The following is a 17593-nucleotide window of genomic DNA, read 5'->3' as shown; positions in this document are numbered from 1 at the left end:
GGCGGGAAAATAAAATTATTTATTTCAACGAGTTTTCACACATGGAAATCATTTTCCTCTTCTAAGGTATACGCAGTTCCTAACCTTGAGATCTGAAATAACCCAAAAATAACTCAAGGTCAACCTTAAAAAATAATTTGATCCCAAGATCCGCGCGTGAACGAGGCTCTACGCGATTTACATGTAAAATATAATATATTTCATTATTTGTCAATTATACCATATATTGATTTTTCAGTTTATTAAAAGTTAGCAATATCATTTCCTTTTATAATTAAGCAATTTAATCAATTCATTATAGCACTGCTTTGGAGAAAACCGCGCTCCATATTGGTGTCCAGCTAGTTCCGGAATTGTGTGCCCAAAAACCTGTCTAAAAATATCATTATGTAAATGTATAACCTTAAAGAAGTTAGAAAAAGTATGCCTTAAAGAATGAAAACTTTTTCCTTGTTTTATACCTTTTTTCTTAAGAAGATTTGAGAAATATTTACCAACATGCTTCCCATATTTATTCGTATTTTCAGTCCTGCTTAGCGTTGGAAATAGACGTACAGAATTAACTTTTATTTTTTCCATATACTTTATCAATCCTAATTGGATTAGTTCTTGATGAATAGGTACCTGACGTTTAGCATTTTTTGTTTTTAATCTCTTGTCCTTAAGTCCATCACTACTCTCTTCACAAATGCTGATAAGCCAAATACCATCCGCATCTTTATAAATATCTTCACAGTGAAGCTGACAAATTTCTTCCAATCTCATACCAGTATATAAGCCTATCAATGGAACCCAATAATCCGCTGGATTATTAAATTTATTTGGTGTAAAATCTCCAGAATAAAAAATTTGTTGGATTTCCTCATTTGTAAAAGGTTCTCTTTTTTCAATATCAGGCTCTGCATCCCGTTTACTAAGGCCACGTGCTGGGTTTGATTGCATAACCCCTTCTCTAATAGCCCATTCAAACATGCTTGAAACGGATTGGACGATAATATTAATTGATTTTACGCTTAGCCTATTTTCATAGTCCATCGCTAGAATTTCGTTTATTGTTTTATCACGATATTTCGGACTTTTTTTCCGTGAAGGTGGCAGCTTCTCCAATATATCCCGAAATCGGCGCATATCCTCGCGATTAATTTGAGTAATCTCCTTATCTCCAATGATTTCAATTAAATTTTCTAAGCGTCCTTGATGATCCCTTAATGAATCCTTCTTCCATGCTCCATCCGCTATCTGTGTATTACAATATCTCTGTATTAATTTACTTAGTTTAATATCCTCAATATCAGCTATCTTCTTTTGAGATCTTTTATTTTTATCACTTCCTAAGCCGCTTAAATCCTCTACAGCCGAATAAAAAGGCTGCTCAAAATAATAATCTCCTCTAATTCTTGCAGCCTTGATCTGGTCGTATATTGCTAATGTTTTCTGAAATAACTTTGCTAGCTGAATCGAATTTTCTTTTGAAATCTCTTCTCTCTTAAATATCTTTTCAGCAATCATTTCTATCACTGATTGTGGATACCAATCTTCAAAATCGTCGAAGGTATTTATCTTTTTTACAATTTCTGAGGCATTCCTGTCATATATTGCATCAATCGAGACATGCTCAGTTTGATTATCAAGATAGGTAATCGTTGACGTAGGCAGCGGCATAGGCATCGTTGCATCTTCATCGAGCTTACGCTTCAAGTATCTGTTTAATTTCTTCCTGGCTGTATCAATGGAGATGGCACGCTTGCCTGGCTCATCAAGCATCTCGTCCACTAGCTGCCTGAGCTGAGCCCGTAGACTATCCAAACGCGCTTTTTGGGCTTCCAGAGTATCATCATTGCACATTGCAAACCTCTCCATAAAAAACACGGTCAATTCATGGAGCCTCGACGCAAGCCTCTGCGCCTGTCCCAGATAACCCGTTTTAAGGCTAACCCGCAACTCCCGTGCGTGTCCGCTCCAGACTGAATTTCTCGGGAAGGCGAATCGGTAGTAAAAAATACCACGTTTTCTATATATGTATGTTGCACATGAGATCTTTCGTCTCGGAGCTACTCTACTCGACTGATTGTTTGACCCCATGTTTGACCCCATTTCTGCTTACTTTGGATTTTTGGGGTCAAACGGTAAATTTTCCCTCCATTTTCGCATAAAAAAATAAAGGGATTATAGCTAGTTAGCCATAATCCCTTATCGTCTCCTGGTGCCGAGGGCGGGACTCGAACCCGCACAGCAATTGCCACTACCCCCTCAAGATAGCGTGTCTACCAGTTCCACCACCTCGGCGTGAGGAATGTTCTTAGCCCTGTTTGAGGAACTTGGCAAGCATTTTTTGCGCTTTTTCCCGGGTGCGCGGCTCGAGCCCCAAAAACGTCCCCCCTCCTCGCGCCCGCGCCCCTTGACAGGGCCACCTCTCGCGCGCATAGTCGCCGCACAAGGGGAGTAACTGGGCTCTTGAGGCCCGGACGGCGTCAACAGCATGACCTCACGGTCTGGCGCCGTCGTCGGCATAGCCGATGAGTGAGACCTTGGCAGGCATGCCGGGGTCTTTTTTGTTTTTGGGGCACCCGTCCCCCATACCGCCAGGAGAACGCATGTCCCTCCGCGCACTCAGGCCATTCCTTCTCGCCATCTTGCTGACCATTCCCGGGCTCGCGCTCCGCGTCCTGCACCCGGAGATCTCGCCGCTCATCACGGCGCTCCTCGCGGGCGTGGCCATTCTCGGCGCGTCATTTCTGCTGACCTGGACCTGCGAGGTTGCGCAGCTCGACATCCCCCAGGCCATAGCCGTGGCCGTGGTGGCCTTCATCGCGGTGCTCCCCGAATACGCCGTGGACATGTATTTCACGTGGATGGCCGGGCAAAACCCGGCCGGCCCCTACTCCCACTATGCCATCGCCAACATGACCGGCGCCAACCGGCTGCTCATCGGCGTGGGCTGGTCGGCCATCGTGCTCATTTTCGCGGCGCGCTACCACAAGGGCGTGGTGCTCCCCGACGACAAGCGCACGGACGTGCTCTTCCTCGGCATGGCGACGGTCTACGCGCTCTTCATCCCGGTCAAGGGCTCGCTCACCTGGGTGGACGGCGTCGTCCTGCTCTGCATCTATATATGGTATATCTGGATCGTGGCGCACCGCCCCTGCGCCGACGAAGAGCCCGAAGGCCCCGCTGCAGCGCTGGCCAAGCTCTCGCGCCGGACGCGCCTTGCCACCATCATCTGCCTCTTTGTGTTCGCGGCCTGCGTCATCCTCTGCAATGCGGAGCCCTTCAGCGAGAGTCTTGTCGCCAGCGGCAAGATCCTGGGCGTCAATGAATTCTTGCTCGTGCAGTGGCTCGCGCCCATCGCCTCGGAAGCGCCGGAATTCATCGTGGCGCTCATGTTCGCCTTTCGCGGCAATGCGGCGCTGGCGCTCGGGAGCCTGCTCTCCTCCAAGCTCAACCAGTGGACGCTGCTCGTGGGCATGATCCCCGGGGTCTACGCCGCCTCCTCCGGCGGATTTTATCCGCCCATAAACCTTGACAGCCACCAGTTTCAGGAAATACTACTGACGGCGGGGCAATCCCTGTTCGCAGTGGCGCTTCTGGCGGATCTGCACCTGCGTGTCCGCGAGGCCATCGCCCTGCTGACGCTTTTCGCGGCCCAGCTGCTCTCGCCCATCTATGACGCGCAGCTGGAGGCATTTTTGGGGCTGGCGCACGACCCCTTGCGCCTGCACAATGTGTATGCGGGGCTCTATCTGGTGCTCGCCGTGCTGATCCTTGTCTGGCACCGGCGCGGCGTATGGGCGCTCCGACGCGGTTTCAGGCCCTGAGGCCGGCCCGCGGCTCGCCCCAAGCATGAGGAAACGGCATGCAGCGTACAGCTTTTTCTCCTCTCGCGCTTTTCGTGATTCTTGTGGCGGCCCTCCTTTTTACTGCTCCGCGCGCTGAGGCGGCAGGCGCCGAGGCGCGCCCGAACGCTCCCGCTGAAGCCGCCGCAGACGCCGCAAAGGCAGCCGCGCGGGAGACCCAGGCCGCTTCCCCGGAGGCGAGCGTGTCCCGCATCGAAAGTATCGCCCAAGAAAGCCCGGCAGCGGCTCCCGAGCCGGAAAACGCCGCCCCGGAGCAGACCGTCTACCCCGGCGTAATGAATGTCCATCTCCAGAGCGGCGGTGGCGGCACCCCCAAGGTGAGCCTCAACTATCCGGCCTTCCGGGTTGAGGCCGTTGACGCGGACATTCGTGCCTGGGCCGAAGGCGTGATGCGCTCCTACGAAGAGGAGGTTCGCGCCAGCATCGCCCCGGACGGCGAAAAGCCCGGCAGCTACGGCGTGTGGGACCTGACGGGCATGTACAGCCTTGAGCGCCCCTCGCCCAAGGTGGTGAGCGTCATCTTTAATGTCTACAGCTACACTGGCGGCGCGCACGGCAACCTCGTCATCACCTGCCGCAACTATGACCTTGCCAGCGGCAAGCGCCTGGACTTCGCCGACCTCTTCAAGGACCCGGAAAAGGCACTCGAGCTCATGTCGGCCTATGCGCGGGAAAGCCTCACCAAGAGCCTCGGCGAGGAGTCGGACGAGGAGATGATCCGCGAGGGCACCGCGCCGGAGCTCACCAACTTCGGCGAGCTCGCGCTCACGCCCGCGGGCGTCACCATCCAGTTCCAGCCCTATCAGGTGGGGCCGTGGTCCGCCGGGCCGCAGCAGGTGGAGATGCCGCTCGCGGCGCTGGCCGCTGCCGGGCCAGAACCCGCCGTGTGGCCGGACGCCGCCACGGCGGCAAAGGCGGAAAACGCAGCCGCCACGCCCCCTGCCAAGGACGGCGGCGCCGGCGAGCGCAAGTAACGGCGCCCGGCGTCCCTCCCGGCTGGCTTCCATGTTTTCCATACCGTTCTTCGGTGCGGTCAGGGCTTGCCTGCGGGCAGCGGGCGCGCCCGTGCTGCTGGTGATGGCAGCGCTTGCCGCGAGCTTTCCCTGCGGCGCCTTGGCGGCAACGCCCCGTTTGCTGGCCGCCGCCCCTGCGTCGCCGCAGGGGACCGATGCCGCGCGCCCGGCCACACCGGAGCCCGCGGCAAACGCGCCCACTCCCGAAGTGGCGCCCGCTGCGGCCAGCCTCCCCGCCACTCCCGAGGACGCGGCGGCGCAGCTCTCCGGCTCGCAGTGGCCCGGCGTCATCAATCATCTGCTGCAAAAGCCGCTCCCCGGGAGCCCCGCGGACCCGCAGGGGGCCGTCATCCATATCGACTACCCATCCGTAGGCTCGCCCGCGGTGGACGCGGACATCCGCGCCTGGGTCACGGGCATCGCCAACGCCTTTGAGGCTCATCTGGACCTGAGCCGTCCGGGCCTCCCCGAGGCGGACATGCTGCCCGTCCATGACGTGATGGAATCGGACAGCCCCACGGACCAGCGACCGGCCTTCGAGCTCTGGGGCTCCTACAGCATCAGCCGGCCGTCGGACGCGGCCGTGAGCATCACCTTCGAGATCTGGAACTACACGGGCGCGCTCCAGGGCAATCTGGACATCCTCACGCTCAATTACAGCCTGCTCACCGGGCAGCGCCTGGCTTTCATGGACCTTTTCGAAAAGCCCGAGACCGCGCTCACGCTCATGTCCGACTGGTCGCGCAAGGAACTTGCGCCCCGACTCGGCGCCACGACGCGCCCGGCGGTGCTGGAAGCGGGCACCGCGCCCCTGGTGGAGAACTTTTCCAGCCTGACGCTCACGCCCGAGGGCGTCTGCATCAATTTTCAGCCCTATCAGGTGGCCCCGTGGGCCGCAGGCGTGCAAAAGGTGGAAATGCCGCTGGAAGCGCTGCTGCCGGCCGGCCCGCTGCTGGCGCTGTGGGGCAGATGAACGCCGCACAAGGAGCCATCATGAATACTGAAGAACTCTTGCACCTGCTGGCCTGCCCCAAATGCCTCGGCGACCTTGCGGCGCTTGAGCGCGGGGGCGAAACCGCGGGCTTTGCCTGCGAGGCCTGCGGCGTGGTCTACCCGGTGCGGGACGAGATCCCCGTCATGCTCGTGGAAGAGGCCATCCCGCGCGACAAGTGGGAGCGGGATAACGGCGCCGGGGGCAAAGCCTGATGCGCCTGCTCATCGCCTCCGACCTGCACGGCTCGCTCGAGAGCCTGCACTTTCTGGAAGACCGCATCGGGGAGCTCGCCCCGGACATGGTGGTGCTGTTGGGCGACCTTGTCTATCACGGCCCGCGCAATCCCCTGCCGCCGGGCTATGACACGCCGGGGCTGTTGCACGACATGCCCGGACTCACCGCCATGCGGCCGCCCGTCACGGCCGTGCGCGGCAATTGCGACGCCGAGGTGGACGTGTGCCTCATGCCCTTCCCCATGCCGGAAAGCGCGTGGCTGGATGTGGATGGCTTGCGCATCTTCGCCTGCCACGGCCACCGGCTGCCTGAGGCGCCGCCCATCCCGGGGCTCGGCGCCGGCACGGTCATCCTGCGCGGGCATACCCATGTGCCGCGCGGCGAGACCCTGGACGGCCTCCATTTCTGGAACCCGGGCTCGCTCTCTCTGCCCAAGCAGGGCTTCCCGCGCAGCTACGGCTTGTATGAAGATGGCGTCTTCCGCGTGCTCGCCATGGACGGGCGGGAAATTCTCCGCCACAGGCCGCTCGGCTGAACCGGCATGGACCAGCAGACGCTGCCCGATACCGCCCCGCCGCTCTTCGTGCCCGCCCCGGGCCTGCGCGTGGTGCTGGCTTCGGCCTCACCGCGCCGACGCAAGCTTCTCGCCTCGTGGGGGCTTCCTTTTACCGTCCTCACCGCGCCCGATAAGGAGGAACCCCGCCCCGCAGCCGGTGAAGACGCCGCGGCCTATGCCCTGCGCGCCGCGAGGAGCAAGGCCCGCCGCGTGCATCCTATCCTCGGGCCGGAGGAGGCTTCCGCAAGTCTTGTCATTGCGGCGGATACCGTTGTCTGCCTGGACGGGCGCATCCTGGGCAAGCCCCGTGACCGCGCCGAGGCGCTGGCCATGCTGGAAGAGCTCGCCGGGCGCACGCATTCGGTGACGAGCGCCGTTGCCCTGCGCGTGCCCGAAAGCTGGCCGGCCCCGCACGAAGAATACTTCACCGATACGGCCCGCGTGACCTTTGCGGACTGGCCGCGCGCGGTGCTCGCGGCCTATGCGCGCACGGGGGAGCCTGACGACAAGGCCGGCGCCTATGCCGTGCAGGGCCGCGGAGCCTTCCTCGCCGAGCGGCTTGACGGCGCGTGGAGCACCGTTGTCGGGCTGCCGCTCACGCCACTGGCGGAGCTGTTGCTTGGGCGCGGGCTCATCCGGCCTGCGGCGTAACGGCCCCTCCTCTCCGGCGTACTTTTTGCCGCTTTCGCCGCCCGTCCAGCGCCCCCTCATAACCGGGCAAAATGAAAATGATTTTCTTTTTTCTTGACAGGCGCGCCGCTTTGCGCAACTCTTGCCCCATGACAATTGGCGGTACATGGCGTGAGTGAGCGCCATGCCGGACGCGCGTGAGGGCAACCGGCGCGCAAGCAGAGGAGCGTCCATGAACGAGATCATCAGTCTGCGCAAGATGAAGGTGGGCCAGCAGGGCAAGATCGCCCGGGTGGAGGCTGCCGGCGAGGTCAATCGCCGCATCCGCGACATGGGCCTCATCCCCGGCGCCAAGGTTTCCGTGGTGGGCCGCGCGCCCCTCAAAGACCCGGTGGCCCTGCGCCTTTCCGGCGTGACCATCTCGCTGCGCAACCGCGAGGCCGACCACATCACCGTGGAACTCACCGACAAGGCCTAGGGCGGAAATCAAGCCCCGCTCAGGCGTGATGGGGGGGGGAGCCGGGGCTTATGAAAGCCCGGTGACGGCTTCCCAGACGGCCGGGTCCGTGGCGCCCTCGGTGCTGATGATAAGCACCCGCGCCCCCGGGCCAAGGCCCAAGGCTTCCCGCCCCCGGGCCGCGTTCCCGGATGTTTCCGGGCTCTCTTCCGGCCGCATGAGCCAGTGGAGCAGGCCCGCGCCCACGGCGCCGGACTCCCCGGAAACGAGCGCCGGATCTTCCCCGAAGGGGCGCGCCAAAAGGCGCATCCCGAGCCGCGCCAGCTCATCCGGGCAGGCGCAGGCGGCATGCAGCCCGGCGGACAGCACAGGCCAGGCCAGCGAGCTCACCTCCCCGCAGGAAAGCCCGGCCATGAGCGTTTCGAGGCTGCCCGGACAGATGCGCGGGCGCCCGTCCCCGGCGGCGATGGAACGGAACACGCAGTCCGCGGCATGCGGCTCCACGCTCACGAAGCGGGGCTGCGGCATCCCTTGGGTTTTCAACGCTGTCCCGAGGCAGGCCACCATGGCGGCCGCGAAGGAGCCGACACCCGCCTGCACGAAAACATGGGTCGGCCCTGACACCCCCATGCCCGCTAACTGTTCCGCCGCTTCCAGCGCGAGCGTGCCGTAGCCCTCCATGATCCACGTGGGGATTTTCTCATAGCCCTCCCAGGCCGTGTCCTGCACGAGAATGCCGTCTGTCTCCCGTGCATGCGCCGCCGCGTGGCGCACCGCATCGTCATAGGCCAGTTCCGTGACCGTGCATTCCGCGCCCTGGGCGCGGATGGCCGCCACGCGCGCCGCCGAGGCTCCCGCCGGCATGAAGACGCGCGCCCGGTGCCCCAAAAGACGCGCCGCCCATGCAAGCCCCCGGCCGTGATTGCCGTCCGTGGCCGTGACGAAGGTGAGCTCACCCAACCGCGGGCGCGCCGCGCGCAAGCTCGCAAAATCCAGCGTGGCGGGCGCCAGGCCCCGCCGCTCCCCAAGCAGCCGCGCCACCGCCCAAGCGGAGCCAAGGCCCTTGAAAGCCTCCAGCCCGAAACGGCGGGATTCGTCCTTGACGAACACGGCCCAGAGCCCGAGGCGCCGCGCGAGCGCCGGCAGTTCTACCAGCGTCGTGGGCGCATATCCGGGCAAGCCCGCATGGAAATTCCGCGCAAGCCGCGCCCCGGGCGCGAGCCCCCCAAGGTCGGGCATTTCCTCCCGCCGGGGGTTGAGGGCGACCTCCACCGGCCGCGGCCCCTGTTTCACCCCCTCCGCTGTCATGCCTTGCGCCCCAGAAGTTCGAGCCTGTGGCCGCGTTCGCGCCCATAGCGCAGCCTGAGCCACAGCCTGCGGCCTCGGATGCGGGCATGGTCAAGGCACAGATACACCACCGGCGTGGTATAGAGCGTGAGCAGCTGGCTCAGCAGAAGGCCGCCCACGATGGCGACGCCGAGCGGGCGGCGTATCTCCGCGCCGTCCCCGTGGCCGAGGGCCAGCGGCACCGCGCCGAGGATGGCCGCGGCCGTGGTCATCATGATGGGCCTGAAGCGCAGGGCGCAGGCCTCGCGGATGGCGGTTTCGGGCGGGAGGCGGTGCGTACGCTGCGCCTCCAGCGCGAAGTCGATCATCATGATGGCGTTTTTCTTGACGATGCCGGCGAGCAGCAGCACCCCGATGAGCGCGATGACGCTGAACTCCATGCCGCAGGCCATGAGCGCCAGAAGCGCCCCACCGCCGGCTGACGGCAGCGTGGAAAGGATGGTCAGCGGATGCACCAGACTCTCGTAGAGCACGCCAAGCACGATATAGAGCGCGGCCAGCGCCGCCAGGATCATGACCACCTGATTTTTCATGGTGTCGCTGTACATCTTGGCCGTGCCCTGGAAGCTGCCCACGATGTCCGCGGGCATGCCGATGCGCACGCGCGTTTCGGCGATGGCGGCCTGAGCCTGCGAGAGCGAGGCCCCCTCAGCAAGATTGAATGACACCGTTACCGCCGCGAACTGCCCCTGATGCGCCACGGAAAGCGGCGCGAAACCCGGCCCCACGCTCGCCACCGAAAGCAGGGGCACGAGGCCGTCCTTGCCGGGCAGGCGCACCTTGTCCAGTGCCTCGACGCCCTCCAGCCAGTCGGGCCCGTATTCCAGCACCACGCGATACTGGTTCTTGTCGCGGTAAATGGTGGAGACCTGGCGCTGGCCGAAGGCATTGTTGAGCGCCGTGTCCACGTCGCTCATGGTCAGGCCCGCGCGGGCGAGGGCGTCGCGGTTGACATCGAGCATGGTCTGGAGGCCGCGCTCCTCGATGTCGCTGTCCACGTCCTTGAAAAGCGGCTCGCGGGCGAGCGCTTCCTGAAGGCGGCGCCCCCACAGGCGCAGGGCCTCAAGGTCGTCCGCCTGAAGAGTGTACTGGTATTGCGAGCGCGAGCTTCGGCCGCCCATCATGATGTCCTGCGCCGGCCTGAGGAAGATGCGCAGGCCCGGCTCGCCGGAGAGCTGGGCCCGAAGCCGCCCGATGACGGCCTCGGCACCCACCTTGCGTTCCTCCAGCGGTTTCAGGGCGATGAACACGCCCCCGCCCGCGCGCGCGCCGGAAATATGCGCCGAGACCTGCTCCACCGCCGGGTCGGCCCGGATGACATTGACGAGCTTTTCGAGCTTGCCCTGGATGGACTGGAAGGACGCGCTCTGGTCCGCCCTGATGCCGCCCATGATGACGCCCGTGTCCTGCTGCGGGAAGAAGCCCTTGGGGATGATGACATAGAGCCACACATTGCCCGCGATGATGAGCAAAAGCCCGAGCAGCGTGAGGCGCGGATGGCGAAGCACCGCGTCGAGGCTCACGGCATAGGCGCCCTGAAGTCGCGCGAGCCCGGCGCCCCACCACATGCCCGCCCGCGTCATCCAGCGGGCCAGCGGCCCGAGGCCCCCGGCGCGCAGGGCCTTGAGCTGCGCCTTGCGCCGTTTTACCTGCTCGTCAAAGGGCCTGAGCATCTGTGCGCACATCATGGGCGTGGTGGTGAGTGAGACGAGCATGGACACGAGCACCGCGGCCGTGAGCACCACGGCGAATTCGCGGAAGAGCCGCCCCACCACGCCGCCCATGAAGACGATGGGCGCGAACACGGCCACGAGCGAGAGCGAAATGGAAATGACGGTGAAGCCCACCTCGCGCGCGCCGCGCAGGGCCGCGCGCAGCGGGCTCTCGCCCAGTTCGAGGCGGCGCACGATGTTCTCGAGCACCACGATGGCGTCGTCCACCACAAAGCCCGTGGAGACGGTGAGCGCCATGAGCGAGAGATTGTCGAGGCTGTAGCCGCAGAGATACATGACCCCGAAAGTGGCGATGAGCGAGACGGGCGCCGCCACCGCCGGGATGGCCGTGGCGCGCACGTTGCGCAAAAAGAGAAAGGTCACGAGCACCACGAGCCCCATGGCGAGCATGAGGCTCTTTTCCACCTCGCGCAGGGAGGCGCGGATGGTGATGGAGCGGTCCATGCGCAGGGTGAGGTCCGCGCTTTCGGGCAGCCACGCCCGCAACTGCGGCAGCATGGCCTTCACCCGGTCCACGGTCTCGATGATATTGGCGCCGGGCGAGCGGAAGACGATGAGCAGGATGGCCGGGCGCCCGTTGGCCACGGCCATGTTCCGCACATCCTGCGAAGAATCCTCCACCTTCGCCACATCGCCGAGGCGGATGGTGCCGCCGTCCTTCTGCGCCACGATGAGCGGGCGGTAATCCTCGGCCGTGCCCAGCTGGTCGCTGGCGCCCACGAGCCAGGAGTGCTCGCCGTTTTCGAGCATGCCCTTGGGGAGGAAGGCGTTGGCGCCAGCGAGGACCTTTCGGATGTCCTCCATGGAGAGGCCGAGGCGCGAGACCGCGTCCGGGATGGCCTCCACGCGCACGGCCGGAAGCGCCCCGCCGCCCACTGTCACCTCGCCCACCCCGGGAATCTGCGAGATTTTCTGCGCGAGCACCGTGGAGGCCGCGTCATAGAGCTGCGCGCGGGTGAGCACATCCGAAGTGATGGAGAGGATCATGATGGGCGCGCCGGCCGGGTTCACCTTGCGGTAGGAGGGGTTGGACGGCATGGTGGGCAGCGTGGAGCGGGCCGCGTTGATGGCCGCCTGCACGTCGCGCGCGGCGCCGTCGATGTCTCGGTCAAGGTCGAATTGGAGGACCACGTTGCTCGAACCGAGGCTGCTCGTGGAGGTCATTTCCGTCACGCCGGCGATACGGCCCAGGGCACGCTCCAGCGGGGTCGCCACCGTGGCGGCCATGGTCTCGGGGCCGGCGCCGGGCATGCGCGCGCGGGCCACCACCACGGGAAAGTCCACCTCAGGGAGCGGCGCCACGGGGAGGAGCCCGAAGGACACCATGCCCGCCAGCGCCACGGCGATGGTGAGCAGTGTTGTCGCCACGGGCCGGCGGATAAAGGGCGCGGAAATGTTCCACGGCAAGAATTCCGGCCCCAGACGGCGGCGTCGCTTCCCCTCCCCGCTCATGCTTCCGCCTTCCCGTGGGAAGCCTGGCCCCCTGCCCTGCCGCGCCGGGCGGCAAAGCCCCGGCTCAGGCGGTCGAACCACAGATAAATGACCGGCGTGGTGAACAGGGTGAGCGCCTGGCTCACGATGAGGCCGCCCACCATGGTCACGCCCAGCGGCCGCCGGAGCTCCGCGCCCATGCCCCAGCCGATCATGAGCGGCAGCGCCCCCAGAAGCGCGGCCATGGTGGTCATGAGGATGGGCCGAAGCCGGAGAAGGCAGGCCTGGCGGATGGCGGCCTCGGGCGCCAGGCCCTCGCCGCGCTCGGCCTCCAGCGCGAAGTCGATCATCATGATGGCGTTCTTCTTCACGATGCCGATGAGCAGGATGATGCCGATGATACCCACCACGCCGAGCTCCATGTCCGCGAGCATGAGCGCCAAAAGCGCGCCCACGCCGGCCGAGGGGAGCGTCGAAAGGATGGTCAGCGGGTGGACATAGCTTTCGTAGAGCACGCCGAGCACGATATACATGGTCACGATGGCCGCGAGGATGAGCCAGACCTGGTTATCCGCCGAGGAGAGAAAGGCCCGGGCCGCGCCCTGGAACTCCGTGCGCAGGGCCGCGGGCAGGCCGAGGCGCTTTTCCTCCTCAAGCACCGCGTCCACAGCCGCTCCCAGGGAGGAGCCGGGCGCCACGTTGAAGGAGATGGTCGCCACCGGGAACTGCCCCTGCCGGGCGATGGAGAGCGGCACGGGCTTTTCCGAAAGCGTCGCCACGCTCGTGAGCGGCACGGCCTCGCCGCCGGAACCCCGCACATGGATGTCCCCGAGGGAGCCGGGCCCTATGCGGAAGCGCGGCGCCACCTCTAGCACCACCTTGTACTGGTTGGTCTGGGTGAAGATGGTGGAGACCAGCCGCTGGCCCAGCGCGTCATAGAGGGCGTTGTCGATGTCCGTCATGCTGATGCCGAGGCGCGCGGCGGCGTCGCGGTTGATGTCGAGCCAGGCCATGCGCCCCGGGGCCCGCAGGTCGCTCGTCACGTGCGAGAGCTCGGGGAGATTAGCCAGCGCGGCGGTCATGCGCGGTATCCATTCGTCCAGCTGCTCGCGGTCAAGCGCCTCCACGCTGAACTGGTATTGCGTGCGCGAGATGCGGTCCTCAATGGTGAGGTCCTGCACGGGCTGGAGATAGAGCGAAAGCCCGGGCACCTGCTCGGCCTCGGCCATGAGCCGGCGCGCGATGACCGGGGCGCGGGCGTCGCGGTCGGCCAAGGGCGTCAGCGCGATGGTGAGGCGCGAGGTGGCAAGGCTCTGGTTGATGCCGTCCACGCCCACGAAAAAGACCACGCTGGCGACGGCCGGGTCGCGCAGAAGCAGGTCGGCCAGTTCCTGCTGGCGGCCGGCCATGGCCTCGAAGGAGGTGTCCTGCGGCGCCTCGGCGATGCCCTGGATGACACCTGTATCCTGCACGGGAAAGAAGCCCTTGGGCACGAGCACATAGAGCGCCACGGTGAGCGCCATGGTGCCGAGGGTCACGGCGAGTGTCAGGCGCTGGTGGCGGAGCACCATGTCGAGCTTGCGCTCGTACCAGGCGAGCAGGCGGCCGAAAAAGCGCCCAGGCTCCTCGCGTTTGGCGGCCCCGTGCCGCTCCGGCCGGAGCATCACCGCGCAGAGCATGGGCGTGAGCGTGAGCGAGATGACCGCCGAGATGAGGATGGTCACGGCCAGCGTGACCGCAAATTCGCGGAAGAGCCTGCCCGCCACGTCGCCCATGAAGAGCAGCGGGATGAGCACCGCCACGAGGGAAATGGTCAGGGAGATGATGGTGAAGCCGATCTGGCCCGCGCCGGTGAGCGCAGCCTCGAGCGGCCGCGCCCCGGCCTCGAGATAGCGGGTGATGTTCTCGATGACCACGATGGCGTCGTCCACCACAAAGCCCGTGGCGATGACCAGCGCCATGAGCGTGAGGTTGTTCAGCGAGTAGCCCGCGAGATACATGACGCCGAGCGCGCCCACGAGAGAGAGGGGCACGGCCAGCGCGGGGATGAAGGTGGCCTCGGCATTGCGCAAAAACAGCCAGATGACGCCGATGACCAGCGCGATGGAAAGCAGCAGCTCCAGCTGCACGTCATGCACGGTGGCGCGGATGGTGACGGTACGGTCCGTGACCACGCGCACCTGCACATTTCCCGGTAGGGTCTCCTGCAGGCGGGGCAGAAGCCGCGTCACGCTGTCGGCCACGCTGATGACATTGGCGCCCGGCTGCCGCTGCACCGAGAGCACGATGGCCGGGCGGAACTCGTCCGCGCCCCCCGTGGCAGCGTCTGGCCCGCGCACGGCCACATAGGCCGCGAGGCGCGCGTTTTCCGCGCCGTCCACCACCTCGGCCACATCCTGAAGCCTGAGCGGCGCGCCGTCCTTGTACCCGATGATGGTCTGCGCGTATTCGGCGGCCGATGCCAACTGGTCATTGGCGTCGATGGTGCTCGCGCGCTCGGGGCCGTCAAAGCTGCCCTTGGCGCCGTTGACATTGGCGGAGGAGATGGCCGAGCGCACATCCGCGAGGGTGAGCCCGGCGGAAGCCAGCGCCTTGGGATTGGCCTGGATGCGCACGGCCGGCCGCTGCCCGCCCGAGAGCGTCACAAGGCCCACGCCGGGAAGCTGCGAGATCTTCTGCGCGAGGCGCGTGTCCACCAGGTCCTCGAGGCGCGTGAGCGGCACGGCGTCGCTGGTGGCGGCCAGGGTGATGATGGGCGGGTCGGCCGGGTTGACCTTGTTGTAAATGGGCGGATTGGGCAGGTCGCGCGGCAGCAGGTTGTCCGCCGCGTTAATGGCCGCCTGCACCTCCTGCTCGGCCACGTCCAGCGGCACGGAGAGGTCGAACTGGAGCGTGATGACCGAGGCCCCGGCCGAGGAGAGCGAACTCATCTGCGTGAGGCCGGGCATGACGCCGAACTGCCGCTCCAGAGGGGCCGTGACCACCGAGGCCATGACATCCGGCGACGCTCCGGGATAGAGCGTCTGCACCTGGATGGTCGGGTAATCGATCTGCGGCAGCGCCGCCACGGGAAGGGAGCGGTAGGCGAGCAGCCCGGAAAGCAAAAGCGCCACCATGAGGAGCGAGGTGGCGATGGGCCGGAGGATGAAGAGGCGCGAGATATTCATGGCGCGCCCGCGCCGACGGGCGCCTCGCCCGCTTCGGCCGGTGCCACGGCCCCGTCGCTGGCCGGTTCGGGCTCCGGCCCGGCGGGACCTTCGGCCCGCGGGGTCTCCACGGTAGCGGCCACGCGCACGCGGATGCCGTCGCGCAGGCGGTCCACGCCGTCCACCACCACCATGTCGCCGGGAGCCACGCCGCTGTCGATGACGGCTATCCGGCCGGCCTCGATGCCGGGCTTCACCTCGCGCAGGATGGCCACATCCACTTCATGCCCGTCGCGCTCCTCTTTCTTCACGAGGTAGACATAGGAGCCGCGCGAACCAAGCTGCACGGCAGCGGCCGGGATGGTGACTGCATCGTGCAGGGTCTGCACGAGGAGGCGCGCATTGACGAACTGGTTTGGGTAGAGGCTTGCGTCCGCATTGGCAAAGCGCGCCTTGAGGCGCACCGTGCCCGTGGGCGCGTCGATCTGGTTGTCGAGCGAGATGAGCTCGCCCACGCCGAGAAGGTGTTTCTGCTCCCTGTCCCAGGCCTGCACAAGAAGCGGCGGAAGCGCGGGGTCGGCCTCCCGCCGCCTGAGGGCCTGCGTGATGAGGCCCACCTGGCTTTCCGGCAGGGTGAAGAGCACGTCGCAGGGGCTCACCTCGGTGATGCGCACGATGCCCGAGGCGTCGGAGCTCTTCACCTGGTTGCCCTCGTCCACGGCGCGCAGCCCGAGGCGCCCGCCCACAGGCGCCGTGATGCGGCTGTATTCCAGTTGCAGACGCGCCGAGTCCACCGCGGCCTGGTCGGCCTCCACCGTGCCTTCGTACTGGCGCACGAGGGCGCGCTGCGTCTCGTACTGCTGGCCGGCAATATAGTCGCCCCTGGTCAGCTTCGCATAGCGCGCGAGGTCGCGCCGGGCGTTCTCAAGCTGCGCCCGGTCACGTGCAAGATGCCCCTCGGCCTCGGTGAGCGCCGCCTGGAAGGGACGGGGGTCGATCTCGGCGAGGAGGTCGCCCGCGGCAACGCGCTGCCCCTCCTGAAAGTGCAGCTTAAGGAGCTGGCCGTCCACCCGGCTCTTGACGAGCACGTCGCTCGAGGGGAGCACGGTGCCGAGGCCGTTCAAGAAGTGCGGCACGTCCTGCGCCACGGCGATGGCCACGCGCACCGGCGGCGCGTCAGCCCCCATGCCGGGCCGCTCCGGCCCGCTTCCGCCGCAGCGCCAGAGCAGGAATGCCGCCGCCAGCACGAGCGCCGCGCCGACGCCCCACCAGAAGCGCCCCGGGCGCTTTGCGCGCAATTTTTGGCGCTCGGAGGAAAGGGTCACAGCAGCTCCTGGAAAATTCCCGGACGGGGAAAGGGGATGCCCTGGGCCGCAAGGTGGCGCCCACGGGCAAAATCGGAGAAAAGACGAAAAAGGCGGGGCGCCGCAGCAACCCCGCCCGTGCCGTGATGGCTGATTACTTCACGATTTCCAGCGACTTGGCCTCGATCTTCACTTCCTTGCCAAGGTCCTTGTCCACCTTGCCGACGATGCGCACGGTGTCCTGCGGGGTGACGCTCTGGCCGGCGAAGACCTTGCGGTCGATCTCCATGCGCACTTCGCCCGTGGCGTCCTTGAAGATGAACTTGTCCTTGCTGCCAGCCACCTGTGAGACGATGTTGCCGGTGAGCACCACCGGGGCATCATCGCCGAGGGTCACGGCCTTGGCCACGGTATCGGCCTGGGCGCCGCTCACGGGGCCGGAAAAGCCGCCGGCAGCGGCTTTGGCTCCGGGGCCGTCAAAGGCCGCCTGGGCGGGGAGCGCAAGGGCAAAAGGCACGGCCAGCGCGGCGAGGATGGCGAGGGTACGCAGGTATTTCATGGGAGACCTCCTGTGGATGCAGGTTGAGGGCGGAAGCGCCTGCTGGCGCTTCTCGTACTTTTTTCTACCTTGTTTCGCCTCATGAGTAAAGCGCCGGCGCCGGGAAATCCCGGTTACCGGCGCTCGAGGGGAAAGGTATCGCCGAAGCTGCCTCAGCCGCGGGCATAGGCGCCGGGGAGGCGCATGCCGCGGGGCACGCCGGGCGCGCCGGCCGGGCCGTGCATGCCGGCAGCCGGGGCCGGCTGCTGCGGGGCCGCGAACTGCTGCACATGAGCCCGCGGGGCCTGCACAGCCTGGGGAGCTGCCTGGGCAGCGGCCTGAGGAGCCGCTTGCGG

At 64.5% G+C, this 17593-nt stretch carries 14 protein-coding genes and 1 tRNA gene; 7 read left to right on the top strand and 8 right to left on the bottom strand.

All coding sequences use genetic code 11. From position 1 onward, the window contains the following. Positions 1-258: 258 nt before the first annotated feature. Both HDR50_RS11910 and HDR50_RS11905 read right to left on the bottom strand, forming a co-directional pair. Complete coding sequence (locus tag HDR50_RS11910; protein ID WP_291358467.1) at positions 259-1845, bottom strand: site-specific integrase; 1587 nt, start codon at positions 1843-1845, stop codon at positions 259-261. A 356-nt stretch (positions 1846-2201) separates the two neighbouring features. After that, positions 2202-2286: transfer RNA gene (locus HDR50_RS11905), tRNA-Leu, on the bottom strand. Between the two features lie 308 nt (positions 2287-2594). Here HDR50_RS11905 and HDR50_RS11900 point away from each other — a divergent pair. From HDR50_RS11900 to HDR50_RS11870, 7 genes are all read left to right on the top strand, one after another. Continuing rightward, the gene (locus HDR50_RS11900; RefSeq protein ID WP_291358465.1) at positions 2595-3815 is read left to right on the top strand and encodes a sodium:calcium antiporter; all 1221 of its coding nucleotides are present in this window, start codon (positions 2595-2597) and stop codon (positions 3813-3815) included. Positions 3816-4036: 221 nt separating this feature from the next. Next, positions 4037-4828, top strand: coding sequence for a DUF3298 and DUF4163 domain-containing protein (locus tag HDR50_RS11895; RefSeq protein WP_291358464.1), 792 nt, complete (start codon positions 4037-4039; stop codon positions 4826-4828). 31 nt (positions 4829-4859) lie between these two features. Beyond that, complete coding sequence (locus HDR50_RS11890) at positions 4860-5840, top strand: DUF3298 domain-containing protein (RefSeq protein ID WP_291358462.1); 981 nt, start codon at positions 4860-4862, stop codon at positions 5838-5840. 20 nt (positions 5841-5860) lie between these two features. Further along, complete coding sequence (locus HDR50_RS11885; RefSeq protein WP_291358460.1) at positions 5861-6073, top strand: Trm112 family protein; 213 nt, start codon at positions 5861-5863, stop codon at positions 6071-6073. Further along, complete coding sequence (gene yfcE, locus HDR50_RS11880; RefSeq protein WP_291358457.1) at positions 6073-6630, top strand: phosphodiesterase; 558 nt, start codon at positions 6073-6075, stop codon at positions 6628-6630. The genes HDR50_RS11885 and yfcE overlap by 1 nt, the downstream gene beginning before the upstream one ends. A 6-nt stretch (positions 6631-6636) precedes the next feature. After that, positions 6637-7302 (top strand): Maf family protein, encoded by a 666-nt coding sequence (locus HDR50_RS11875; RefSeq protein ID WP_291358455.1) that lies wholly within the window; start codon positions 6637-6639, stop codon positions 7300-7302. A gap of 211 nt (positions 7303-7513) precedes the next feature. After that, positions 7514-7759, top strand: coding sequence for a FeoA family protein (locus tag HDR50_RS11870; protein ID WP_291358453.1), 246 nt, complete (start codon positions 7514-7516; stop codon positions 7757-7759). 48 nt (positions 7760-7807) lie between these two features. Here the strand turns inward: HDR50_RS11870 and HDR50_RS11865 are convergent, their stop codons facing one another. The 6 genes from HDR50_RS11865 to HDR50_RS11840 all read right to left on the bottom strand — a co-directional run. Further along, positions 7808-9046 carry a diaminopropionate ammonia-lyase gene (locus HDR50_RS11865; protein ID WP_291358451.1) on the bottom strand — a complete coding sequence of 413 codons (1239 nt, stop codon included), beginning with the start codon at positions 9044-9046 and terminating at the stop codon, positions 7808-7810. Further along, positions 9043-12270 carry an efflux RND transporter permease subunit gene (locus HDR50_RS11860; RefSeq protein WP_291358449.1) on the bottom strand — a complete coding sequence of 1076 codons (3228 nt, stop codon included), beginning with the start codon at positions 12268-12270 and terminating at the stop codon, positions 9043-9045. The genes HDR50_RS11865 and HDR50_RS11860 overlap by 4 nt, the downstream gene beginning before the upstream one ends. Further along, a complete protein-coding gene (locus HDR50_RS11855; protein ID WP_291358447.1) occupies positions 12267-15416 on the bottom strand; it encodes a multidrug efflux RND transporter permease subunit in 3150 nt (1049 codons plus the stop codon). Before HDR50_RS11855 ends, HDR50_RS11860 begins: the two co-directional genes overlap by 4 nt. After that, positions 15413-16720, bottom strand: a complete 1308-nt coding sequence (locus tag HDR50_RS11850) for an MdtA/MuxA family multidrug efflux RND transporter periplasmic adaptor subunit (protein ID WP_291358445.1) — start codon at positions 16718-16720, stop codon at positions 15413-15415. The genes HDR50_RS11855 and HDR50_RS11850 overlap by 4 nt, the downstream gene beginning before the upstream one ends. A 133-nt stretch (positions 16721-16853) precedes the next feature. After that, a complete protein-coding gene (locus tag HDR50_RS11845; RefSeq protein ID WP_291358443.1) occupies positions 16854-17258 on the bottom strand; it encodes a NirD/YgiW/YdeI family stress tolerance protein in 405 nt (134 codons plus the stop codon). 152 nt (positions 17259-17410) lie between these two features. Continuing rightward, a partial coding sequence (locus HDR50_RS11840) for a hypothetical protein (protein WP_291358441.1) occupies positions 17411-17593 on the bottom strand: 183 nt, incomplete at its 5' end.

This window comes from Desulfovibrio sp., from assembly GCF_014803725.1.
Lineage (GTDB): Bacteria > Desulfobacterota > Desulfovibrionia > Desulfovibrionales > Desulfovibrionaceae > Desulfovibrio.
Note: the sequence above shows the minus strand (reverse complement) of the source record. Positions and strands in the feature narration are given on the sequence as shown.